This window comes from Pseudomonas sp. GW821-FHT07B01, from assembly GCF_059419065.1.
Genome location: NZ_JBWKRA010000017.1, coordinates 79,429 through 103,110, shown reverse-complemented (window position 1 = coordinate 103,110; position 23,682 = coordinate 79,429). Strand labels below are relative to the sequence as shown.

Sequence of the window (23,682 nt, the reverse complement as noted above, 5' to 3'; positions counted from 1 at the left end):
ATTATGAAGAGGTCAACGATGTCCCAGGCAACAACAATCATCATCGCCGACACCCCACTGCGCTGGCAGGACGTGGTCGCCGTCGCCCGCCACGGCGCCATGCTCGAACTGTCGGGCCACGCCTGGGCGCGCATCGACAATGCCCAAGCCATCGTGCAGCGCATCGTCACCAGCGGCGAGCGTGCCTATGGTGTCAACACCGGCCTGGGCGCGCTGTGCAACGTCTCGCTCAAGACCGAGCAACTGAGCCAACTGTCGCGCAATACGCTGTTGAGCCATGCCTGTGGTGTCGGCCCGGTGCTCAGCGATGAGCAAACCCGTGCGATCATCTGCGCGGCGATCATCAACTACAGCCATGGCAAGTCCGGCTTGCATCCGCAGGTGGTGCACGCGCTGCTGGCGTTGCTCAACCACGGCATCACCCCGCAAGTGCCGTCCCAAGGCTCGGTGGGGTACCTGACCCACATGGCCCATATCGGCGTGGCCCTGCTGGGCGTCGGCAATGTGAGCTACCGCGGCCAGATCGTCACGGCGCAACACGCGTTGCAGGCTGAAGGTTTGCAGCCGGTGGTACTCGGCGCCAAGGACGGCCTGTGCCTGGTCAATGGCACGCCGTGCATGACCGGCCTGAGTTGCCTGGCCCTGGCCGATGCGCATCACTTGCTGCAATGGGCCGACGTGATCGGTGCCATGAGCTTCGAAGCCCAGCGCGGCCAGATCGACGCCTTTGACGAAGAAATCATTGCTCTCAAGCCGCATCCTGGCATGCAGCAAGTGGGTATCAACCTGCGTGCCTTGCTCGACGGCAGTGAGGTGATTGCCAGCAGTAAAGGTATTCGCACCCAGGATGCCTTGAGCATTCGCTCGATCCCGCAGATTCACGGCGCGGCCCGCGATCAGGTGGAACACGCCACGCGCCAGATCGAGACCGAACTCAACAGCGCCACCGACAACCCGCTGGTGCTGGGCACGCCAGACAGCTACCGCGTGGTGTCCCAGGCCAACCCCCACGGGCAGTCCGTCGCGATGGCGGCCGACATGCTCGCCATCGCCATGGCCGAGATCGGTTCGGTGGCCGAGCGTCGCCTGGACCGCCTGGTCAACCCGCATGTCAGCGGCCTGCCAGCCTTCCTGGTGAGCAACCCGGGGGTCAACTCCGGGATGATGATCGTGCAGTACGTCGCCGCATCCTTGTGCGGGCAGAACCGCCAGTTGGCGCAACCGGCCGTGCTCGACAATTTCGTCACCTCGGGCCTGCAGGAAGACCACTTGAGCATGGGCACCAACGCCGCGCTCAAGCTGCACCAGGTGCTGGTCAACGTCACCCAGATTCTTGCCATCGAGTACCTGCTGGCGGCCCAGGCTTTCGAGTTTCTCAAGGACCAGCGCTTCGGCGCTGGTACCGATCGCGCCTGGCGTTTGCTGCGCGAAGTGGTCCCTGCGTATGAACAGGACCGCTGGCTGGCGCCGGATATTGCCGCCGCTGCCCAATTGCTTAAAGACACTGCTTTACCGAATTTGCACTGAACACCTAAGAACAATTCACAAGGAGTATGAATGTGACTGCGCTAAACCTGATTCCAGGCCAACTGAGCCTTGCCCAACTGCGTGCCATCTACCAGCAGCCAGTAACCCTCAGCCTGGATGACAGCGCCTCGGCCCAGATCGAAGCCAGCGTTGCCTGCGTGGAGCAGATTCTCGCCGAGAACCGCACCGCCTATGGCATCAACACCGGTTTTGGCCTGTTGGCATCGACCCGCATCGCCAGCGAAGACCTGGAAAACCTGCAGCGCTCCCTGGTGCTGTCCCACGCCGCCGGCGTCGGTGAGCCGATCAGCGATGCGCTGGTGCGACTGGTCATGGTGCTCAAGGTCAACAGCCTGAGCCGTGGCTTCTCCGGGATTCGTCGCCAGGTGATCGACGCGTTGATCGCGCTGATCAACGCCGAGGTGTACCCGCACATTCCGCTCAAGGGTTCGGTCGGCGCCTCCGGTGACCTGGCGCCGCTGGCGCACATGTCCCTGGTACTGCTTGGCGAAGGCAAGGCACGCCACAAAGGCGAATGGCTGCAAGCCACCGAGGCACTGAAAATCGCCGGCCTCACGCCGCTGACCCTGGCCGCCAAAGAAGGCCTGGCGCTGCTCAACGGCACCCAGGTGTCCACGGCCTATGCCCTGCGTGGCCTGTTCGAAGGCGAAGACCTGTTCGCCGGCGCCCTCGCTTGCGGCGGCCTCACTGTGGAAGCGGTACTGGGTTCGCGTTCGCCGTTCGATGCGCGTATTCATGCAGCGCGTGGCCAGCGTGGCCAGATCGACTCGGCAGCGGCCTATCGCGACCTGCTCGGTGAGAGCAGCCAGGTGTCCCAATCGCACCAGAACTGCGACAAGGTGCAAGACCCGTATTCCCTGCGTTGCCAGCCGCAGGTCATGGGTGCGTGCCTGACTCAATTGCGCCAGGCCGCCGAGGTGCTGGTGGTAGAGGCCAACGCAGTGTCCGATAACCCGCTGGTCTTTGCTGCCGAGGGCGATGTGATTTCCGGTGGCAACTTCCACGCCGAACCCGTGGCCATGGCCGCCGACAACATGGCGCTGGCCATTGCCGAAATCGGCTCCCTGAGCGAGCGCCGGATCTCGTTGATGATGGACAAGCACATGTCGCAACTGCCGCCGTTTCTGGTGGGCAATGGCGGGGTGAACTCCGGCTTCATGATCGCCCAGGTGACCGCTGCCGCGCTCGCCAGCGAGAACAAGGCGCTGGCCCATCCCCATAGCGTCGACAGCTTGCCGACTTCGGCCAACCAGGAAGACCACGTGTCCATGGCCCCGGCTGCGGGCAAGCGTTTGTGGGAAATGGCCGAGAACACCCGGGGCATCCTCGCGGTGGAATGGCTCGCGGCGTGCCAGGGCCTGGACCTGCGCGACGGCCTGAAGACCTCGCCCAAGCTGGAAAAAGCCCGTGGCATCCTGCGCGACAAGGTGGCGTTCTATGACAAGGACCGCTTCTTCGCCCCGGACATCAATGCCGCCAGCGAACTGCTCGCCAGCCGCTGCCTGAATGAGCTGGTGCCGGCCAGGTTGCTGCCAAGTCTCTGACCGCGACTCGGTCTGTGCCTGATCATTCCCACGCTCCGCGTGGGAATGCATCCTGTGACGCTCTGCGTCACCGCTCTAAAAGCGGACGCGGAGCGTCCAGGTCGGAGTTCCCACGCAGAGCGTGGGAACGATCTTCTCCTCATAAGAATAATTAGGGACGAGAAATGCACCAGCCAGAAAAAGGTTTGAAACGCGGGCTCAACGCCCGACATATTCGCTTCATGGCCCTGGGTTCCGCGATCGGTACCGGGCTGTTCTATGGCTCTGCCTCCGCCATCCAAATGGCCGGCCCTGCCGTGCTGCTGGCCTACTTGATCGGCGGCGCTGCTGTGTTCATGGTGATGCGTGCCCTCGGCGAGATGGCCGTGCACAACCCGGTGTCCGGCTCCTTCGGCCACTACGCCAGCACCTACCTGGGGCCGATGGCCGGGTTTATCCTCGGCTGGACCTACGCCTTTGAAATGATCATCGTCTGCCTCGCCGACGTCACCGCGTTCGGTATCTACATGGGCTTCTGGTTTCCCGAAGTGGCCCGTTGGGTCTGGGTGCTGGGCATCGTGTTTTTGATCGGCGGCCTGAACCTGTGCAACGTCAAAGTCTTTGGCGAGATGGAGTTCTGGCTGTCGTTGCTCAAGGTCGGTGCCATTGTGGCGATGATCCTCGGCGGCTTTGGCATCATGTTGTTCGGCATTCACTCGGCGGGCGAAACCCAGGCCAGCGGACTGAGTAACCTGTGGGCCCATGGCGGCTTCATGCCCAACGGCATCGGTGGGCTGATCGCCTCGTTTGCCGTGGTGATGTTTGCCTTTGGTGGCATCGAAATCATCGGCATCACCGCCGGTGAAGCCAAGGACCCGCAGCGGGTGATCCCCAAGGCGATCAACGCGGTGCCGCTGCGTATCCTGTTGTTCTACGTACTGACCCTGTTCGTGTTGATGGCCATCTACCCGTGGCCGCAGATTGGCAGCCAGGGCAGCCCGTTCGTGCAGATCTTCAGCAACCTGGGGATTGGCTCGGCGGCGACCATCCTCAACATCGTGGTGATCTCGGCGGCGGTGTCGGCGATCAACAGCGACATCTTCGGCGCCGGCCGCATGATGTACGGCCTGGCTCAACAAGGGCAGGCGCCCAAGGGCTTCGCGCAATTGTCCAAACAAGGCGTGCCATGGATGACCGTGGTGGTCATGGGCGCCGCCTTGCTCGGCGGTGTGGTGCTCAACTACCTGATCCCAGAAAACGTGTTCCTGCTGATCGCCTCGATTGCCACCTTCGCCACCGTGTGGGTATGGCTGATGATCCTGTTTACTCAGGTCGCCATGCGCCGCTCGATGACCAAGGCGCAGATCGCCGAACTGAAATTCCCGGTGCCGTTCTGGCCTTATGCGCCGGCGGCGGCCATTGTGTTCATGCTGTTTGTGTTTGGTGTACTCGGTTACTTCCCTGATACCCAGGCGGCGTTGATGGTAGGCGCAGTGTGGATCGTGCTGCTGATCATCGCCTACTGGCTGTGGGTCAAGCCTGCCGCCGGGCAAACGGCCAAGGTCGATTACGACCCGGTTTTGTCTCATCGATAACTTAGGGAGGCGTTGATGAAAACGCTTTGGCAACACTGCCACGTCGCAACCATGGCCAACGGCAAATACTCGATCATCGAGGATGCCGCCATGGTGACTGCCGGCTCGCTCATCGAGTGGGTCGGCCCCCGCAGCCAGGCGCCAACCGCGGATTACGCCCAGGTGCATGACCTGCAAGGCGCGTGGGTCACCCCCGGGCTGATCGATTGCCACACCCATACGGTGTTCGGTGGCAATCGCAGCGGCGAATTCGAGCAGCGCCTCGAAGGTGTCAGCTACGCCGAGATCGCGGCCAAGGGCGGCGGCATTGCCAGCACGGTGCGCGCAACCCGTGCGGCGAGCGAAGATGAGCTGTTCTTGAGCGCTGAAAAGCGCCTGCGCAGTTTGCTGCGTGACGGCGTGACCACGGTGGAGATCAAGTCCGGCTACGGCCTGGACCTGGCCAACGAACGCAAGATGCTGCGTGTGGCTCGGCGCCTGGGTGAAGCACTGCCGGTCAGCGTGCGCGCCACCTGCCTGGCCGCCCACGCGTTACCGCCGGAGTACAAGGACCGCGCCGACGATTACATCGAGCACATCTGCAGCCAGATGCTGCCGGCCCTGGCCGCCGAGGGGTTGGTGGATGCGGTCGATGCCTTCTGTGAATACCTGGCGTTTTCCCCCGAGCAGGTTGAGCGGGTCTTCAAGGTCGCCCAGCAACTTGGCTTGCCGGTGAAGCTGCACGCCGAGCAACTCTCGTCGTTGCATGGCTCAAGCCTGGCGGCGCGCTACCACGCGTTGTCGGCCGACCACCTGGAATTCATGACTGAAGAAGACGCCATCGCCATGGCTGCGGCCGGTACCGTCGCCGTGCTATTGCCGGGCGCGTTCTACTTCCTGCGTGAAACCCAGTTGCCGCCGATGGAGGCCCTGCGCAAGCACGGCGTGAAGATCGCCATCGCCAGCGACCTCAACCCCGGTACTTCACCGGCGCTGTCGGTGCGGCTGATGCTGAACATGGCCTGCACCCTGTTCCGCATGACCCCGGAAGAAGCCCTGGCCGGCGCCACGCAACACGCGGCCACCGCGTTGGGCCTGGGCGATACCCATGGTTCCCTGGAAGTGGGCAAGGTCGCGGATTTTGTCGCCTGGCAGATCGATCGCCCCGCCGACCTGGCCTACTGGCTGGGTGGCGAACTGGATAAACGCGTCGTGCGCCACGGCGTCGACGTCACTGTTTGAGAGGATGCAGTTGTGGATAAGGTTCTGACATTCAAGCAAGGCCGCGTACCGCTGCTGATCAGCATGCCCCACGCCGGCCTGCGGCTCACCCCTGCGGTGGAGGCCGGGTTGATCCCCGAGGCGCAAAGCCTGCCGGATACCGACTGGCATATCCCGCTGTTGTATGACTTTGCCGAAGAACTGGGCGCCAGCACCCTGGCTGCGGAGTACTCGCGGTTTGTCATCGACCTCAACCGGCCCTCCGACAACACGCCGCTGTATGCCGGCGCTACGACGGGCCTGTACCCCGAGACGCTGTTCGATGGCGTGCCGTTGTTCCGGCAAGGGCAAACGCCCTCCGAGGAGGAGCGGGCCAGTTACCTGCAAAAAATCTGGGGGCCGTACCACCGTCAACTGCAAGAAGAACTGGCACGCCTCAAGGCCGAGTTCGGTTATGCGTTGCTGTTCGACGCGCACTCGATCCGCTCGGTGATCCCACACCTGTTCGACGGCAAATTGCCGGACTTCAATTTGGGTACCTTCAACGGCGCTGCGTGCGTCCCGCAGCTAGCCAGCCAGCTGGAAGCCATCTGCGCTCAGCATCCGCAATATACCCATGTGCTGAACGGGCGCTTCAAGGGCGGCCATATCACCCGTCACTACGGCAACCCCGCGCAGGATATCCACGCGGTGCAGCTGGAGTTGTGCCAGAGCACCTATATGGAGGAGTTCGAACCTTTCCGTTATCGCCCTGATTTGGCCGAGCCGACTCGGGTGGTGTTGAGGCAGTTGCTTGAAGGGCTGTTGGCTTGGGGACAGAAGCACTACCGGTAATTGTTGGTGCTGCTGCAATAGCTTTCGCGAGCAAGCCCGCTTGACCGCGCTCTATCATGAGAATGCGCTCGAAATGTGGGAGCTGGCTTGCCTGCGATAACGGTGGTTCAGCAACACTTTTATCAACTGACACACCGCCATCCCGGCAAAGGGCTGGCCCACGGTTGTTTGCGGGCACGCAAACAGGTGCCGGAGGTGGATCGGCTGTATGACTATCTGCTCGGTTATCTGAGGAGCGAACTGCTGACACAGGTCTAAGTGCTCAAGGACATGCTCATTGCACAATTCGGGTTTATGATGCCAGACGGCAAAATAATAGACGTCCCCCCAGGGATGAACCCGACACCCTACGGAGCACGCAATGCAGACTTGGTACCCGCAGATCAAACCCTACGCCCGGCACGATCTGGCTGTCGATGACACCCACACCCTGTATGTCGATGAAAGTGGCTCCCCCGAAGGCTTGCCTGTCGTGTTCATCCATGGAGGTCCCGGCTCCGGTTGCGACGCCCAGAGCCGCTGCTATTTCGACCCGAACCTCTACCATATTGTCACCTTCGACCAGCGTGGCTGCGGCCGCTCCACGCCAAGGGCCAGCCTCGAGAACAACACCACCTGGGATCTGGTCGCCGACCTTGAGCGCATCCGCGAGCACCTGGGCATCGACAAATGGGTGCTGTTCGGCGGCTCCTGGGGTTCGACCCTGGCCCTGGCCTACGCGCAAACCCACCCCGAGCGTGTGCATGGCCTGATCGTGCGCGGCATCTTCCTCGCCCGCCCGCAGGATATTCGCTGGTTCTACCAGGAGGGCGCGAGCCGCCTGTTCCCGGATTACTGGCAGGACTATGTGGCACCGATCCCGGTGGAAGAGCGCCACGATATGATTGCCGCTTACCACAAGCGCCTGACCGGCAACGACCAGATCGCCCAGATGCATGCGGCCAAAGCCTGGTCGGGCTGGGAAGGCCGTATGTTGGGCCTGTGCCCGAGCCCGCAGCATGTGGAACGGTTTTCCGAGCCGCAGCGCGCCTTGTCCATCGCACGTATCGAATGCCATTACTTCACCAACAACTCCTTCCTGGAACCCAACCAGCTGATTCGCGATATGCACAAGATCGCCCATCTGCCTGGCGTCATCATCCATGGCCGCTACGATATGATCTGCACGCTGGATAACGCTTGGGAGCTGCATCAGGCCTGGCCCAACAGCGAGTTGCAGGTGATCCGCGAAGCCGGGCATGCGGCGTCCGAGCCGGGCATCACCGACGCGCTGGTGCGTGCGACCGGCGAAATGGCCCGGCGCCTGCTCGATCTGCCGCCTGAAGAAGCATGAAGGGCCTGTTGCAGCGGGTGCGTGGCGCCCGGGTTGAGGTTGCAGGGGAGGTGGTAGGCTCGATTGACCAGGGTTTGCTGGTGCTGGTGGCCGTCGAACCTTCAGATACGCCCGAAAGCGCCGACAAACTGCTGCACAAGCTGCTTAACTATCGGGTGTTCAGTGACGAGGAGGGCAAGATGAACCTGTCCCTCAAGGACATCGGCGGCGGTTTGCTGCTGGTGTCGCAGTTCACCCTGGCGGCGGATACCAAAAGCGGGCTAAGGCCCAGCTTCTCCACAGCGGCTCCTCCGGCCCTGGGAGCGGCGCTTTTTGAGCACTTGTTGTTACAAGCGCAACAATTGCATGGCAAGGTGGCTTCGGGGCGTTTTGGCGCGGATATGCAGGTGCACTTGGTCAATGATGGCCCTGTGACCTTCCTCTTACAGACATGAATGTATGAAAAACGACGTTAATGCCTAAAAACGCAGGGTTTCGCTACAAATACTTCACTGTCCCTGATGCGTTGTCTCGCGGGCTACTAGATAATCGCGCGCTACGGGGATCAGCGTTGTTTGGTCCATTTTTGACTTAGGTAGAGCCTTGTCCGACAACCGCATGGGGAATCATTTTGCCCCAGAGGAGTCGGAACATTGCTCGCCAACCTGGCATATAGATAGCTGGCCGTTGGTTTTTTGATCTGTTTTCGGCGAGGGTTGCTCGTGATTGTTAGTCCCTGTAATGCACCAAAATTGTCTGCCAAACGGTTACGAAACGCACTGGTGACGGGCTCTGCCCTGTTTTGCCTGTTCGGCGCGGGTCAACTGTGGGCGTTCAGTCTGGATGATGTGTCGGCCAAGGCAAAAGAGCTGGCTGGGCAGAAGTACGAAGCTCCGCGCAGCAATCTGCCGAACGAATTCCGCGAAATGAAATTTGCGGATTACCAGAAAATTCGTTTCCGCAATGAAAAAGCCGAGTGGGCCGATCAGAACACCCCGTTCAAGCTGTCCTTCTATCACCAGGGGATGCATTTCGACACCCCGGTGAAAATCAACGAAGTCACCGCCGACAGCGTGCACGAAATCAAGTACGACCCGACGCGTTTCGATTTCGGCGACGTGAAATTTGATCCTAAAGCCACCGAACAGCTGGGTTACGCCGGTTTCCGTGTGCTTTTCCCGATCAACAAGGCCGACAAGCAAGACGAAATCATGACCATGCTCGGCGCCAGCTATTTCCGCGTCGTAGGCAAGGACCAAGTGTATGGCCTGTCTGCCCGTGGCATGGCAATCGACACCGCGTTGCCGTCTGGCGAAGAATTCCCGCGTTTCACCGAGTTCTGGATCGAGCGTCCAAAGCCGGGTGACAAGCATTTGGTGATTTTCGCGCTACTGGATTCGCCACGCGCCACTGGCGCTTATCGTCTGATCCTGCGCCCTGGCACCGACACCGTGGTGGACGTCAAATCCCAGATGTACCTGCGTGACAAGGTCAGCAAGCTGGGCGTTGCGCCGTTGACCTCGATGTTCCTGTTCGGCGCCAACCAGCCGTCCAAGGTCCTCAACTACCGTCGCGAGCTCCACGATTCCAGCGGCCTGTCGATTCACGCCGGCAATGGCGAGTGGATCTGGCGTCCGCTGAACAACCCTAAACACCTGTCGGTCAGCAACTTCAGCGTCGAGAACCCGCGTGGGTTTGGCCTGCTGCAACGTGGCCGCAACTTCAGCCACTACGAAGACCTGGACGACAACTACGACAAGCGCCCAAGCGCCTGGATCGAGCCTGAAGGTGACTGGGGCAAAGGCTCTGTCGACCTGGTCGAGATTCCGACCGCCGATGAGACCAACGACAACATCGTGGCCTTCTGGAGCCCGGCCGAACTGCCGGAAGTCGGCAAGCCGCTGGACGTTGCCTACCGTTTGCACTGGACATTGGATGACGCGGCCTTCCATTCGCCGGACAGTGCCTGGGTCAAGCAGACCCTGCGCTCCACGGGTGACGTGAAGCAATCGAACCTGATCCGTCAGCCGGACGGCAGCGTGGCCTATCTGGTCGACTTCGAGGGCCCGTCCCTGAAGAAACTGCTGCCGGACGCCCCGGTGCGCAGCCAGGTAAGCGTGGGTGATAACGCTGAGCTGGTTGAAAACAGCGTGCGCTACAACGAACACACCAAAGGCTGGCGCCTGACCCTGCGTATGAAGATCAAAGACGCAAGCAAGCCGACCGAAATGCGTGCGGCACTGGTGCAGGATATCGTGCAGCCTGAGGCTGAGTCGGTTTCCAACCATGTGCTCAAGGCCGATAAAGTCTTGGCCAAGCAGCATGAGAAACAGGCCAAGAAAGACGCCAAGGACAAGGAAGCCAAACAGCCTGAGGCTGCCCCAGCCACACCGGAGCCGATCAAGACCGAGCAAGTCCTGACCGAAACCTGGAGCTATCAGTTGCCTGCCGATGAGTAATTCTCAAGTCAAGCCAGAGACTCTGTCCGAGTACCTGGCGCATCTACCCATGACGGCTGAGCAGCGCGCCGAGCTGGCGGGCTGCAAGTCCTTCAGCGAGCTGCACGAACGTCTGTCGTCCAAGACCTTCGACGCACCGACCGACGCTGCCCAAGCGTCGGTTGGCCGCCGCTTGACCCTCAACAGCGCCGAAGAGCTGCAAGACGCCGAGATGCTGGCGCTCGATGCCAGCGGTCGTGTGTGCCTCAAGGCCACGCCGCCGATTCGCCGGACCAAAGTGGTGCCCGAGCCTTGGCGCACCAACATCCTGGTGCGCGGTTGGCGCCGGATGACCGGCCGCACCAACCCGCCCAAGCCACCGAAAGACGAGCGGGTATTGCCGGCTGCGCGCTGGCGTACCGTGGGCTCGATCCGTCGTTACATCCTGCTGGTGCTGATGCTGGGCCAGACCATCGTGGCCGGCTGGTACATGAAAGGCATCATGCCGTACCAGGGCTGGTCGCTGGTCGACTTCGACGAGATCCGCAACCAGACCCTGCTGCAAACCGCTACCCAGGTACTGCCTTACGCGCTGCAAACCAGCATCCTGATCATGTTCGGGATTCTGTTCTGCTGGGTGTCGGCCGGTTTCTGGACTGCGCTCATGGGCTTCCTGGAGCTGCTGACCGGTCACGATAAATACCGCATTTCCGGTAAAAGTGCCGGTGACGAGCCGATTCCGAAAGATGCGCGCACCGCCCTGGTGATGCCGATCTGTAACGAAGACGTGCCGCGTGTATTCGCCGGCTTGCGTGCAACGTTCGAATCGGTGGCCGCGACCGGTGACCTGGATCGCTTCGATTTCTTCGTGCTCAGCGACAGTAACGACGCCGACATCTGCATCGCCGAACAGCAAGCCTGGCTCGACGTATGCCGCGAAGCCGGTGGTTTCGGCAAGATCTTCTATCGCCGTCGTCGCCGTCGCGTAAAGCGCAAGAGCGGCAACCTCGACGACTTTTGCCGTCGTTGGGGCGGTGACTACAAGTACATGGTCGTTCTTGACGCTGACTCTGTGATGAGCGGCGAGTGCCTGACCAGCCTGGTGCGCCTGATGGAAGCCACGCCGGATGCCGGGATTATCCAGACCGCGCCGCGTGCGTCGGGCATGGACACCCTGTATGCGCGCATGCAGCAGTTCGCCACTCGCGTGTACGGCCCGCTGTTTACCGCCGGCCTGCACTTCTGGCAGTTGGGTGAATCCCACTACTGGGGTCACAACGCCATTATCCGTATGAAGCCGTTTATCGAGCACTGCGCCCTGGCGCCGCTGCCCGGTAAAGGCGCGTTTGCCGGTGCGATCCTCTCCCACGACTTCGTTGAAGCCGCGCTGATGCGCCGTGCCGGCTGGGGCGTGTGGATTGCCTACGACCTGCCGGGCAGCTACGAAGAACTGCCGCCGAACCTGCTGGACGAACTCAAGCGTGACCGTCGCTGGTGCCACGGTAACCTGATGAACTTCCGCCTGTTCCTGGTCAAAGGCATGCACCCGGTGCACCGTGCGGTGTTCCTGACCGGCGTGATGTCTTATCTGTCGGCGCCGTTGTGGTTCTTCTTCCTGGTGCTGTCCACGGCCTTGCTGGCGGTGAACACGCTGATGGAGCCGCAATACTTCATGGCCCCGCGCCAGTTGTACCCGCTATGGCCACAATGGCACCCGGACAAGGCGGTGGCGCTGTTCTCCACCACCATCGTGCTGCTGTTCCTGCCTAAACTGCTCAGCATCATCTTGATCTGGGCCAAGGGCGCCAAAGAGTTCGGTGGCAAGTTCAAGGTAACCCTGTCGATGCTGCTGGAGATGTTGTTCTCCATGCTGCTGGCGCCGGTGCGGATGATCTTCCACACCCGTTTCGTCCTCGCCGCCTTCCTCGGCTGGGCCGCAACCTGGAACTCGCCGCAACGTGACGATGACTCCACGCCATGGAGCGAAGCGGTCAAGCGCCACGGTCCGCAAACCGTGCTGGGCTTCCTGTGGGCGCTGCTGGTGGTGTGGCTGAACCCGAGCTTCCTGTGGTGGCTGGTGCCGATTGTCGGCTCGCTGATGCTGTCGATCCCGGTGTCGGTGATTTCCAGCCGGGTCAAGCTGGGCCTCAAGTCCCGCGACGAGAGCCTGTTCCTGATCCCTGAGGAATACAACCCGCCGCAAGCCCTGCTGTCGACCGAGAAGTACACCCACGAAAACCGTTGGCACGCCCTCAACGACGGCTTTGTGCGTTCGGTGGTAGACCCACAGCAAAACGCCCTGGCCTGCGCCTTGGCGACCTCGCGGCACCGTGAGGCCGAGCCCATCGAGTACCTGCGCATGGAGCGTGTTCGCCACGCGTTGAAAGTCGGCCCGGCTGGCCTCAACAACAGCGAACGCCTGGCCTTGCTCAGCGATCCGGTGGCCTTGGCTCGTCTGCATGAGCAGGTGTGGAGCGAAGGTCATGCCGAGTGGCTAGGCGCTTGGCGTGCCTCGATCAAGGCCGATCCGCACGCGCCATTGCTGCCCCTGCAACCACAGTCGCCCCAGGCCCAACCGGCCTGATTCAGGCACCCCCGAAGGCTCACTTCGGGGGTGTTTCAAACGTTGGTCCTACAGCGTTTTTCGCTTCTTCCTTTTTATCGCTAACTCCTTGTTATTTCGAAACAAAAGACCTTTGTTCGAAGCGTATTGCCGTGCCCGCGGCTGGGTTAGGATCGCCCCCCAAATTGGACTCGCCACGGGGCATTCATGATCAAAAGGTATTGTTTGGCATTGCTGATGGGCTTTTTCCTGGCGGGGCACGCAGGTTTGCTTTACGCGGGCGCGCTGGACAACGCTGTGCGCCGTGGCGTGCTTAAGGTCGGCACAACCCCCAATAACGTCCCTTTCGAAATGCTCGATAAGCAGGGGCGCATCGTCGGCTTTGAAATTGACTTGCTCCATACCATGAGCCGCGCACTTGGCGTAGAGCTTGAATTGGTGGCAGTGCCTTACACGGATCTGCTGCCGGGGCTGATGACGAACAAGTTTGATCTGATTGGCAGCGGCATGACGGTCACTCAAGAGCGCAACCTCAAGCTCAACTTCAGTGACTCGTTCGTCGTGGTGGGCCAGACCGTGCTACTGCATCCGCGCCTGGGAGGGAAAGTGTCCAGTATTGAAGAGCTGGACGATCCCAGTTACCGCGTCGTTGCAACCCAAGGCACCACCGGCGAAGCCGCGGCACAGCGCTTTCTCCTATCAGCGCGGCTCAACAGTGTGGCCAACCCGGAAGAAGGCGTGCGGCAGGTCGTTGAAGGCAAGGCCGATGCTTTTATCCATGATGCGCCCTACAACCTGATCGCGATGAGTCGGCCACAGAACAGTGCATTGTTGGCACTTGAGCAACCCTTCACCTTTGAGCCCTTGGCGTTCGGCCTGAAAAAAGGGGATTACGACAGCCTCAATTGGATCAACCATTTTCTCAACCAGATCGCCCAGGACGGCACCTACGATCGCCTGCATGACAAGTGGTTCAGGGATACGGCCTGGATAGCCGAGATCGACTGATCGTCATAACTGCTTACACATCAATCCCTGATCGAGAGGCCGCGCTGAAGCGTCTGCGCCTGTGTTTGGCCAGGTCGCTGTCAGGGTTTCCGACACACGCCGATAACATTTGCCGGTGAAACCTTTGTGGCGGACAACGAGTGGGTTAGGATCGCACCCCGAAATGGCGCAGCCCTCTTGTGCGCCAACCTTATAAGAATCGTTCAGGGGTCTTGATGATGAAAAAGTATCTTTCGATGCTGATGCTCGGCGTCGCTGCGCTGGTCGTTGCCACTACGGCCCAGGCCGGCGCCATTGATGAGGCGGTCAAGCGCGGCACGTTGAAAGTCGGCATGGACCCCACCTACATGCCGTTCGAAATGACCGACAAGCGCGGCGAAATCATCGGTTTCGAAGTGGACATCCTCAAGGCTATGGCCAAGTCCATGGGCGTCAAGCTGGAGCTGGTGTCCACCGGGTACGACGGCATCATCCCGGCCTTCCTGACCGGCAAGTTCGACATGATTGGCAGTGGCATGACCCTGACCCAGGAACGCAACCTGCGCCTGAACTTCAGCGAACCCTTCATCGTGGTCGGCCAGACGCTGCTGATCCGCAAGGAACTGGAAGGTACTATCAAGTCCTACAAAGACCTGAACGACGAGAAATACCGCCTGACCTCCAAGCTCGGCACCACCGGTGAGATGGTCGCCAAGAAGCTGATCTCCAAGGCCAAGTACCACGGCTACGACAACGAGCAGGAAGGCGTGCTCGACGTGGTCAATGGCAAGGCTGATGCGTTCGTCTACGACGCACCGTACAACGTAGTGGCCGAAAAGAAAGTCGGGAACGGCAAGCTGGTGTTCCTGGAAGAACCCTTCACCTTTGAACCCCTGGCGTTCGGTTTGAAGAAAGGCGATTACGACAGCATCAACTTCATCAACAACTTCCTACACCAGATCCGTAACGACGGCACCTACGATCGCATCCATGACAAGTGGTTCAAGAGCTCCGAGTGGCTCAAGGACATGGAATAAGGCCTGACACCGAGTTGCCTGCATCGCAGGCAAGCCAGCTCCCACATTTGACTGTATTCACACATCAACCTGTGGGAGCGGGCTTGCCCGCGATGGCGGCCTATCAGGCGACACCTATGCGGAAAGTGAAATGAAACAGAAAAAAGCCCAATGGCCCTGGCACCTGCTGACGGTGGTCGTGCTGGTCGGCCTGGCGGGTGCCTTGTACTACGCCACGTCGTTGATGTCCTACGAGTGGCGCTGGAATCGCGTCCCACAATACTTCGCCTATCAAGCCGAAACCTCCCAGCGCGCCTCGGATATATCCACCGTGGTCGAGTTGGTGCGCAAAGGCGATACGGCCGAAGTCACCCTGCGCAACGACGTCGGAGTGGAGCAAAAGCTCACAGTCGCCGATAACAGCCTGCAAGTGGCGCGCGGTGACGATGTAGCTGAAGGCGACGTGGTCGGCGTGACTCGGCAATGGGCACTGGGGCCGTTGATGTGGGGCTTGTGGACCACACTGTGGCTGTCGGTGGTGTCCGGCATCCTGGGTTTGGCGATTGGCTTGGCGACCGGGCTGTGCCGGCTGTCGAAAAATCCCACCTTGCGCGACCTGTCGACAATTTACGTCGAGCTGGTGCGGGGCACGCCGCTGCTGGTGCAGATCTTCATTTTCTATTTCTTTATCGGCACGGTGCTCAACCTGTCCCGGGAGTTTGCCGGAATTGCCGCGCTGTCGTTGTTCACGGGTGCCTACGTGGCAGAAATCGTGCGCGCTGGCGTGCAGTCCATCACCCGTGGCCAGGACGAAGCGGCGCGCTCCCTGGGCTTGAGTGCCAGCCAGTCGATGCGCCACGTGGTACTGCCGCAGGCCTTCAAGCGCGTGTTACCGCCCCTGGCCGGGCAATTTATCAGCCTGGTCAAGGACACGTCCCTGGTGTCGGTGATCGCGATTACCGAGTTGCTCAAGAGTGGCCGCGAAGTGATCACCACCTCGTTCTCGCCGTTTGAAATCCTGTTTTGTGTGGCGGGCTTGTACCTGCTGATCAACCTGCCGCTGTCGAAGATGGCCAGCCGGCTTGAGCGGAGGCTTGCCCAAAGTGATTGAAGTACGCGATCTGGTAAAGGTCTTCGATACCCGTGGGCAGGTGGTGCGCGCGGTGGATCACGTCACCACCCAAGTGGCCAAGGGCGAGGTGCTGGTGGTGATCGGTCCCTCGGGTTCCGGCAAGTCGACCTTCTTGCGTTGCCTGAATGGGTTGGAGGCGTTCGATTCGGGTTCGGTGAGCATCGACGGCCTGCAACTGGCCGACCCGAAGACCGACGTGAATGCCTACCGCCGTGAAGTCGGCATGGTGTTCCAGCACTTCAACCTGTTCCCCCACATGACCGTGCTGGAAAACCTGTGCCTGGCGCAAAAGGTCGTGCGCAAGCGCGGCAAGCAAGAGCGGGAGGCCAAGGCCCTGGCGCTGTTGGAAAAGGTCGGTATTGCGCAGAAGGCCCACGAGTTTCCATCGCGCCTGTCTGGCGGCCAGCAGCAGCGAGTCGCCATTGCCCGAGCCCTGGCCATGGATCCCAAGGTGATGCTGTTTGACGAGCCCACCTCGGCTCTCGACCCGGAAATGGTCGGTGAAGTGCTGGACGTGATGAAGACCCTGGCCCTGGAAGGCATGACCATGGTGTGCGTCACCCACGAGATGGGCTTTGCCCGGGAAGTGGCAGACCGGGTGTTGTTTTTCGACCACGGCAAATTGCTGGAAGACGCCGCCCCGGCGGAGTTCTTCAATGCGCCAAAAGACCCGCGTGCCCAGGCCTTCCTGCGCCAAGTCCTGTAGAAATATTTGCCTCTGTGGCGAGCGAGCTTGCTCGCGCTGGAGTGCGAAGCGCTCCCAAGATTTTGGGGCCGCTGCGCAGCCCAGCGGGAGCAAGCTCCCTCGCCACAGGTCAAAGCTTGAATTTGTCGACCAGCGTCTGCAAGTCCAGGCTCAACCTTGTCAACTGAACACTCGCGGCCGCCGTTTCCTCGCTGGCGGCGGCGGTTTGTTCCGACACGTCCCGTACCTTCAGCACACTGCGGTTGATCTCCTCGGCCACAGCGCTTTGCTGTTCCGCTGCGGCGGCGATCTGCGGGTTCATTTCCTGGATGATCGACACCGTGCGGGCAATGGCGATCAGGGCGTCGCCGGCGTCGCGGGTCAGGGTGACGCTGTTATCGGTCAGGTTACGGCTGCTGTCCATGATGTCCGCCACCTGCTGGGTGCCGTTATGCAGGCCGAGGATCAGCCCTTCGATCTCCTCGGCCGATTCCTGAGTGCGTTGGGCCAGGCTGCGCACTTCGTCGGCGACCACCGCAAAGCCTTGGCCGGCAGCGCCCGCACGCGCCGCTTCAATGGCTGCGTTCAGGGCCAGCAGGTTGGTCTGCTGAGAAACAGACTTGATCACATCCAGCACACTGGCGATCTTCTGGCTCTCCTGTTGCAGCGCGAGCATCGCACGGCCCGACAGCGCCATTTCACTGGCCAGGTTGCCAATCTGCTCCATAGCCTGGGTGACCACCTGCTCACCGGCGCCGGCCTGATGGTCGGCTTCTTGGGCCGCCAGCGAGGCGCGTTCGGCGTGGCGCGCCACTTCCTGGGCAGTGGCGAGCATTTCATTCATTGCCGTCGCCACCTGGTCGGTTTCATCTTTCTGCTCGTTGAGCCCGCTGCGGGTCTGCTCGGTGACGGTGGATAACTGCGTGGCCGCTCCGGCGATCTGCCGGGCGCTGTCACCGATACTGCTGATCAGGCTACGCAGGCTGCGGGTCATTTGCCCGATGCTTTGCTGCAACTGGCCGAGTTCATCGCGACGGTCGACCGCCATGTCGTGGCTGAGGTCGCCTTCGGCAATGCGGCGTGCGGCGCCAAGGATCTCCCGCAGTGGTACCGCAATCTGCCGGGCGATCCACCAGGCGGCCAGCGCGCCCAGGGCCAGGGCGGCCACTGTCACGCTAATCAGCAATGTGCGGGTGTGGTCTGCCTCGCTGTTGCGCTTGGTGTTCTGGCTTTGGCTCAACTGGTTACTGTTGTCGCGCAGGTCATCGAGTTGCTGTTCGAAGCGGTTTTGCACGGTCTCCACGTTGAGCTGGGCTTCCTTGAGCTCGATCAACTGCTCGCGATAGTTAGCCAGGTCGGTCTTGAGCAGTGCTGAGTCTACGGGCAGCGCTGTGACTGCCAGCTGCGCGGTCTCCAGGGCGTCAAGGGCCTTGCCGATGGCCTCTGTATACATTGCCAGCGATTGCGCGGCCCAGGCGGGGCTCTGGGCGCGATCTTCGGCCAGCTCCATGGCCTGACGCAGTTGCTCGATGGCATCAAGGGCCTTTTCGTCGTTCTGATCAGGCAGGTCACTGGCAAATTGGGCGAGGGTATCGCTGGCTTGCAGGGCGACTTTTTTCAGCGCCGGGCGGATGCGCTCACGCTGTTCGACCAAGGGCGGAAGTTGCGTCAGTGCCGCCTTGAAGTGGCTTGCAAGGCTCTTGGCTTCCTCAAGTCGCTGCAGGTCAGCCGGGTCTTTCAGGCGGTTTGATAGGTCGGCCAGGTGTTGGTCCATCCGTTCAATCTTCGCGGCCATTTTGCTCAGGCTATCGCTGTCTGTCAGGGTGCGGTACACGATGCGGTCGGCGCGCATGGCCTCGGCGTCGACGGCCAATTGACCCAGGGTCGTCAGACTATTGGATCGGTAAAGCACGGCGTTCAAGGCTTGCCAGCCCGTAGCGGCGATCAGGAAACTGAGGATCAGCACTTGGCCAAAACCCAGGGCGAGCTTGAGGCGGACGCTGGCATTGACGAGCACGCGGGTTAGCCGAGAAAACATGGTGAACCTCCGAATCAGAGAAAGCATTTCGCAACACATGAAACGCTAATTCGATTCGGGGCCGTGGAGGGCTGATTACTGCGTAGGAAATTTCACAAGTTGCGGCGGCTTTGGTAAGCCGCCGCGTAGGGTAATTCAGACCCGGAAGCGCCCAACCAGGGTCTGCAGGTAGATCCCCAGGCGCGCCAGTTCGGCACTGGAGGACGCAGTTTCTTCGCTGGCCGACGAGGTTTGTTCGGAGATGTCGCGCACATTCAGCACGCTGCGGTTGATCTCTTCAGCCACGGCGCTTTGTTGCTCGGCGGCGGTGGCGATCTGCGAGTTCATGGCCTGAATGGTCGAGACGGTGCGGGTGATATTGCCCAGCGCGTGGCCGGCGCGGCGCGTCAGCTCAACACTGCTCTCGGTCAGCCCGCGGCTGTTGTCCATGATGGTTGCCACCTGCTGGGTACCACTTTGCAGGCCGACGATCAGCTCTTCGATCTCTTCAGTGGACTTCTGCGTGCGCTGGGCCAGGCTGCGCACCTCGTCGGCCACCACGGCAAAGCCACGGCCGGCCTCACCGGCACGCGCGGCCTCAATGGCGGCGTTAAGGGCCAGCAGGTTGGTTTGCTGGGCCACGGATTTGATCACGTCGAGCACACTGCCGATCTTGTCGCTTTCGCGCTTGAGTTCACCCATGGCCACCGTGGAATTACCCACTTCGGTGGCCAGGCGCTCGATCTGGGCGATGGCTTCACCCACCACCTGATCGCCTTCACGGGCTTGCTGGTCGGCAGCCACGGCGGCTTCCGAGGCCTCTTCGGCGTTGCGCGCCACCTCCTGCACGGTGGCGGCCATCTCGTTCATGGCGGTGGCCACCTGGTCGGTCTCGACCTTCTGGCTGTTGACCCCGGCGCTGGTTTGTTCGGTCACGGCCGACAACTGCTCGGCGGCGCTGGCGATCTGGGTGACCCCGTCGCTGATCCCGCCGATCAACTCGCGCAGGCCTACGGTCATGCTTTGCATGGCACGCTGCAATTGACCCAGTTCGTCCTGGCGGCCCGATTCCAGGTTGTGGCTCAGATCGCCGGAGGCCACACGCTCGGCGACTTTAAGGGTCTGGTTCAGGGGGATGACGATCTGGCGGGTGATGGCCCAGGCTGCGAAGATGCCGACGATCAGCGCCAGCACGGTGGCAAGCAGCAACAGGTATTTGGCCTGCGCGGCATCTGCGTCACGCACGGCGGTCTGGGAGACGGTGAGTTTTTCACTGTGGCCCAGCAGGATGTCGCCTTGGGCGATCATGGTTTTCAGCGCAGCCGCGCTGGCGACCTGGGAATCGCGATACTGGCTGACGGCAGCGCGGTAGGCTTGCAGTGAAGCCCCGGCTTCTTGCAGGTTGGCCTGGTATTGGGCCGGCAGCTGGCCTTGCAGTTCGGTGATTTTCTTCAGGGCGTTGTCGATAGCATCCAGGGCCGGTTGCTCGGCTTCGACCTTGCCGCTGTAGGTGTAGCCGCGTACTTGGAAGCGCGATTGCTGGATCAGCTTGCTCTGCTCCACCACGCTGTTGAACTGGGTGACGCTGTCACCTTGCAGCAGGGCTTTTTCGATTTCATTGATCTTGGCGACAGCATTGTCGGCAGTGTCGCCGAGCTTGCTGCGAGCACCCTCACGCTTGAGGCCCGCCTGGACCATGGCCGCGAAGGCCTTTTTGTATTGGTTCAAGGCTTCCTGCTGTTGCTCGACCAGGGCTTTGTCGTCAGGTTGCTCGATCAGCTCGGCGGCGGTCTTCAGGCCGCTGTCGAGGTGGGCGAGCAGGCCGTCGACCTTGTCCGTGCCTTGCTCGCCACGGCGCATATCGAAGTCCAGACGTGCCAGGCGCAGGTCTTTGGTCAGGCCATTGAGGCTGGAAATAAAGCCCAGCTTGTCGCCGCGACTGATCACATCCCCCAGGCCGGTCCAGCCGGTAAAGGTGATCAACAGCGTCAGGAGCAACACCAGGCCAAAGCCCACGCTCAGCTTGCGGTTGACGCTTACATTCCCCAACTTCTCGGCTAACCAACGATACATGCTGCGAACTCCCCTGGAACAAGGCTTGGACTTATTCAAAGGCTATCGGCAACGCACGGGGATACTTGATCGTTCCCACGCTCTGGTGATCAGTTCACTCTGCGTGGGAATGAATGGCGTGACGCTCTGCGTCACAAGGGCGGACGCAGAGCGTCCTGAGCGGCATTCCCACGCAGAGCGTGGGCACGATCAGTCGGGGGGTTAGAACAGGCGGGCGAGCAGGGCCGTTACGGCGGTTTCGACGCGCAAAATACGTGCACCCAGTTGCACCGGCTGCAAACCGGCCTTGGCCAGCAAGTCCACTTCATAGGGAATCCAGCCGCCTTCCGGGCCGATCGCCAGGGTCACCGGTTCCTCGAGGGCTCGGGGGCAGGCCGGGTAATCGCCCGGATGGCCGATCAGGCCCAGGGTGCCAGCCGCCATGGCCGGCAGCCGATCTTCCACAAACGGCTTGAAGCGTTTCTCGATAATGATCTCGGGCAGCACCGTGTCCCGCGCTTGTTCCAGGCCGAGGATCAGTTGCTCGCGCACCGCTTCCGGCTCCAGGAACGGGGTTTGCCAGAAGCTTTTTTCCACGCGGTAGCTGTTGACCAGTACCACCTTGGGCACGCCCATGGCCGCCACCGTTTGCAGCACCCGGCGCAGCATCTTTGGGCGGGGCAGGGCCAGCAGCAAGGTCAGGGGTAATTTGCTCGGTGGCGGTTGGTCGAAGCTTACTTGCAGTTCGGCTTCAGCGGCTTCCAGGCGCAGCAGTTGGGCATTGCCCATCAGCCCGCCAATGCGGCCCACGCGCAGGGAGTCACCGACGGCGGCGCGGTGAACCTCCTGCATATGCACCAGGCGACGATCACGCAGCACTACGCGGTCGGCCGCGATAAAGTCGGCCTCTTCGAGCAGCAGCAGGTTCACGGCTGGGTCGCTGGCGGTTGGTCGTCGTCGGCAGGCGCGTCATCCGGGTGTTCGCCACGCTTGCTGATCAGGCCGCTGAACAGGATGCCCACCTCGAACAGCATCCACATCGGCACGGCCAGCAAGGTCTGGGAGAAGATGTCCGGTGGCGTGAGGATCATGCCGACCACGAAGCAGCCGATGATCACGTACGGGCGGATCTTCTTCAGGTACTTGACGTCGACCACGCCGATCCACACCAGCAACACTACCGCTACCGGAATTTCAAACGCCACGCCAAAGGCGAAGAACAGCGTCATCACGAAATCGAGGTAGCTGGTGATATCGGTCATCATTTCCACGCCGGCCGGGGTGGCGGCGGCGAAGAACTTGAAGATCAGTGGGAACACCAGGAAATAGGCGAAGGCCATGCCGGTGTAGAACAGCAGGATGCTCGACACCAGCAACGGCACGGCGATGCGCTTCTCATGCTTGTACAGGCCTGGCGCGATAAACCCCCATATCTGATGCAGGATCACCGGGATCGCCAGGAACAGCGAGACCATCATGGTCAGCTTCAAGGGCGTCAGGAACGGCGACGACACATCGGTGGCGATCATCGTCGCGCCGGCCGGCAGGTACTGGCGCAGGGGCGTCGAGACGAAGGTGTAGATCTGCTGGGTAAAGGCGAACAGCCCGGCAAAGATGATGAAGATCGCCGCCACGCAACGCAGCAGGCGGGTACGCAGCTCGGTGAGGTGCGAGACCAGCGGCATATGCTGGTCGTTTTCCGGTTTATCAGCGCTCATGGGGCTCGCGGCGGCAATGTAGGGTCATGGGGTGCGGGCGACGCAACGGGCGTCGGCGCGGGCGTCGTAGGAGCGGGCGCTGCCGGTGCGGCGTCGGCCACAGGGGCTGGCGCGATGCTGTGCTCGGCCACCGGCGTTACCGGCGTTACCGGCTTGGCCGGCTCTTGCACCGGGGAAAGAATCTTGCGGGCTTCCTGCTCCAACGAGAGGATGTGCTCGTTGTGCAATTGCCGACGGATTTCGTCGGCACCGATTTCCCGTTCAACTTCCTGTTTGATCGCGTTGAAACTGCGCTTGAGGCGCCCGATCCACAAGCCGGCGGTGCGTGCGGCGCCGGGTAGGCGTTCCGGCCCCAGTACCAGCAGGGCCACCAGGCCGACGAGCAGCAGTTCAGAGAAGCTGATACCAAACATTAGTCAGTGCTCACGAGTCTTTGCGGGTCGGCTCTTGGACCTTTTCAGCCTGCACGTCGAAGGTACGGCGCTCGGTGATCGGCTGGGTGGCCTGCGGGTGAACAGGCTGGGCCGGTGGCACCGGGTTGGCGCTTGGCTCGGCTGGCTTTTCATCATCGTTCATGGCTTTGCGAAAGCCCTTGATCGACTCGCCCACATCGGTGCCCAGGTTCTTGAGCTTCTTGGTGCCGAACACCAATACCACCACCACCAGAATGACGATCCAGTGTTTCCAGTCAAAAATGCCCATGCTTCAAATCCTCAAGTCTTACGTTATTCAGGCGGACGGGCGCGAGGCCTTCTCGGCGTGCCCGGACAAGCCGAAGCGACGGTCCAGTTCATCCAGCACGGCCTGTGGGTGCTGCCCCAGTTGGGCGAGCATCACCAGGCTATGGAACCACAAGTCTGCGGTCTCATAGATTACATCGCTGTAATCACCGCTGATTTGCGCGTCCTTGGCCGCAATGATGGTCTCGACGGATTCTTCGCCGAGTTTTTCCAGAATCTTGTTCAGACCCTTGTGGTACAGGCTGGCGACGTAGGAGCTGTCGGCATCCGCGCCTTTGCGGTCTTCCAGCACCTGGGCCACACGGTTCAGGGTATCGCTCAT

General features: G+C 61.3%; 19 protein-coding genes and 3 pseudogenes. 14 read left to right on the top strand and 8 right to left on the bottom strand.

What is annotated here, in order from left to right:
- The first annotated feature begins 18 nt into the window (after window positions 1-18).
- The 14 genes and pseudogenes from hutH (AC07S6_RS19090) to AC07S6_RS19025 all read left to right on the top strand — a co-directional run bounded on the left by hutH (AC07S6_RS19090) (window position 19) and on the right by AC07S6_RS19025 (window position 16,854).
- Window positions 19-1,527 (top strand): histidine ammonia-lyase, encoded by a 1,509-nt coding sequence (gene hutH / locus AC07S6_RS19090; protein WP_032901817.1) that lies wholly within the window; start codon window positions 19-21, stop codon window positions 1,525-1,527.
- A 26-nt stretch (window positions 1,528-1,553) separates the two neighbouring features.
- Window positions 1,554-3,092, top strand: a complete 1,539-nt coding sequence (hutH, locus tag AC07S6_RS19085; RefSeq protein WP_495112793.1) for a histidine ammonia-lyase — start codon at window positions 1,554-1,556, stop codon at window positions 3,090-3,092.
- Between the two features lie 164 nt (window positions 3,093-3,256).
- Window positions 3,257-4,666, top strand: a complete 1,410-nt coding sequence (locus AC07S6_RS19080) for an amino acid permease (RefSeq protein WP_034125549.1) — start codon at window positions 3,257-3,259, stop codon at window positions 4,664-4,666.
- A gap of 15 nt (window positions 4,667-4,681) precedes the next feature.
- Window positions 4,682-5,887 (top strand): imidazolonepropionase, encoded by a 1,206-nt coding sequence (hutI, locus tag AC07S6_RS19075; RefSeq protein ID WP_089042092.1) that lies wholly within the window; start codon window positions 4,682-4,684, stop codon window positions 5,885-5,887.
- 12 nt (window positions 5,888-5,899) lie between these two features.
- The gene (hutG, locus tag AC07S6_RS19070) at window positions 5,900-6,700 is read left to right on the top strand and encodes an N-formylglutamate deformylase (protein WP_495112792.1); all 801 of its coding nucleotides are present in this window, start codon (window positions 5,900-5,902) and stop codon (window positions 6,698-6,700) included.
- 138 nt (window positions 6,701-6,838) lie between these two features.
- A pseudogene (locus AC07S6_RS19065) lies at window positions 6,839-6,958 on the top strand (alpha/beta hydrolase); the annotation flags it as partial.
- A gap of 103 nt (window positions 6,959-7,061) precedes the next feature.
- The gene (gene pip, locus AC07S6_RS19060; RefSeq protein ID WP_034125552.1) at window positions 7,062-8,033 is read left to right on the top strand and encodes a prolyl aminopeptidase; all 972 of its coding nucleotides are present in this window, start codon (window positions 7,062-7,064) and stop codon (window positions 8,031-8,033) included.
- Window positions 8,030-8,467: a D-aminoacyl-tRNA deacylase gene (gene dtd / locus AC07S6_RS19055; RefSeq protein ID WP_060764872.1), complete on the top strand. Its 438-nt coding sequence runs from the start codon at window positions 8,030-8,032 to the stop codon at window positions 8,465-8,467. Before pip ends, dtd begins: the two co-directional genes overlap by 4 nt.
- Before the next feature lie 267 nt (window positions 8,468-8,734).
- Complete coding sequence (locus AC07S6_RS19050) at window positions 8,735-10,471, top strand: glucan biosynthesis protein G (RefSeq protein WP_060764904.1); 1,737 nt, start codon at window positions 8,735-8,737, stop codon at window positions 10,469-10,471.
- Window positions 10,464-13,042 (top strand): annotated as a pseudogene (gene mdoH / locus AC07S6_RS19045) (glucans biosynthesis glucosyltransferase MdoH); the annotation flags it as partial. The gene AC07S6_RS19050 and the pseudogene mdoH, both read left to right, overlap by 8 nt.
- 178 nt (window positions 13,043-13,220) lie before the next feature.
- On the top strand, window positions 13,221-14,021 hold the full coding sequence (locus tag AC07S6_RS19040) for a transporter substrate-binding domain-containing protein (protein ID WP_495112791.1): 801 nt from the start codon (window positions 13,221-13,223) through the stop codon (window positions 14,019-14,021).
- A 218-nt stretch (window positions 14,022-14,239) separates the two neighbouring features.
- Window positions 14,240-15,037: a transporter substrate-binding domain-containing protein gene (locus tag AC07S6_RS19035; RefSeq protein WP_197880911.1), complete on the top strand. Its 798-nt coding sequence runs from the start codon at window positions 14,240-14,242 to the stop codon at window positions 15,035-15,037.
- A 130-nt stretch (window positions 15,038-15,167) separates the two neighbouring features.
- Entirely contained in the window at window positions 15,168-16,127 is a 960-nt protein-coding gene (locus tag AC07S6_RS19030; RefSeq protein ID WP_495112790.1) for an amino acid ABC transporter permease, read from the top strand.
- Window positions 16,120-16,854 (top strand): amino acid ABC transporter ATP-binding protein, encoded by a 735-nt coding sequence (locus AC07S6_RS19025; protein ID WP_197880932.1) that lies wholly within the window; start codon window positions 16,120-16,122, stop codon window positions 16,852-16,854. Before AC07S6_RS19030 ends, AC07S6_RS19025 begins: the two co-directional genes overlap by 8 nt.
- Window positions 16,855-16,963: 109 nt before the next feature.
- Here the strand turns inward: AC07S6_RS19025 and AC07S6_RS19020 are convergent, their stop codons facing one another.
- The 8 genes and pseudogenes from AC07S6_RS19020 to AC07S6_RS18985 all read right to left on the bottom strand — a co-directional run bounded on the left by AC07S6_RS19020 (window position 16,964) and on the right by AC07S6_RS18985 (window position 23,682).
- Window positions 16,964-18,871, bottom strand: coding sequence for a methyl-accepting chemotaxis protein (locus tag AC07S6_RS19020; RefSeq protein ID WP_495112789.1), 1,908 nt, complete (start codon window positions 18,869-18,871; stop codon window positions 16,964-16,966).
- A gap of 135 nt (window positions 18,872-19,006) precedes the next feature.
- A complete protein-coding gene (locus tag AC07S6_RS19015) occupies window positions 19,007-19,720 on the bottom strand; it encodes a methyl-accepting chemotaxis protein (protein WP_370712509.1) in 714 nt (237 codons plus the stop codon).
- Window positions 19,721-19,864: 144 nt separating this feature from the next.
- Window positions 19,865-20,923: pseudogene (locus tag AC07S6_RS19010) on the bottom strand (methyl-accepting chemotaxis protein); the annotation flags it as partial.
- A gap of 201 nt (window positions 20,924-21,124) precedes the next feature.
- Window positions 21,125-21,832, bottom strand: coding sequence for a 16S rRNA (uracil(1498)-N(3))-methyltransferase (locus AC07S6_RS19005; protein ID WP_014716554.1), 708 nt, complete (start codon window positions 21,830-21,832; stop codon window positions 21,125-21,127).
- Window positions 21,829-22,620: a twin-arginine translocase subunit TatC gene (tatC, locus tag AC07S6_RS19000; RefSeq protein ID WP_034125559.1), complete on the bottom strand. Its 792-nt coding sequence runs from the start codon at window positions 22,618-22,620 to the stop codon at window positions 21,829-21,831. Before tatC ends, AC07S6_RS19005 begins: the two co-directional genes overlap by 4 nt.
- On the bottom strand, window positions 22,617-23,033 hold the full coding sequence (tatB, locus tag AC07S6_RS18995) for a Sec-independent protein translocase protein TatB (protein ID WP_200583260.1): 417 nt from the start codon (window positions 23,031-23,033) through the stop codon (window positions 22,617-22,619). Before tatB ends, tatC begins: the two co-directional genes overlap by 4 nt.
- 10 nt (window positions 23,034-23,043) lie before the next feature.
- Window positions 23,044-23,322 (bottom strand): twin-arginine translocase TatA/TatE family subunit, encoded by a 279-nt coding sequence (locus AC07S6_RS18990; RefSeq protein ID WP_003187877.1) that lies wholly within the window; start codon window positions 23,320-23,322, stop codon window positions 23,044-23,046.
- Between the two features lie 27 nt (window positions 23,323-23,349).
- Window positions 23,350-23,682: a phosphoribosyl-ATP diphosphatase gene (locus AC07S6_RS18985; protein ID WP_003187881.1), complete on the bottom strand. Its 333-nt coding sequence runs from the start codon at window positions 23,680-23,682 to the stop codon at window positions 23,350-23,352.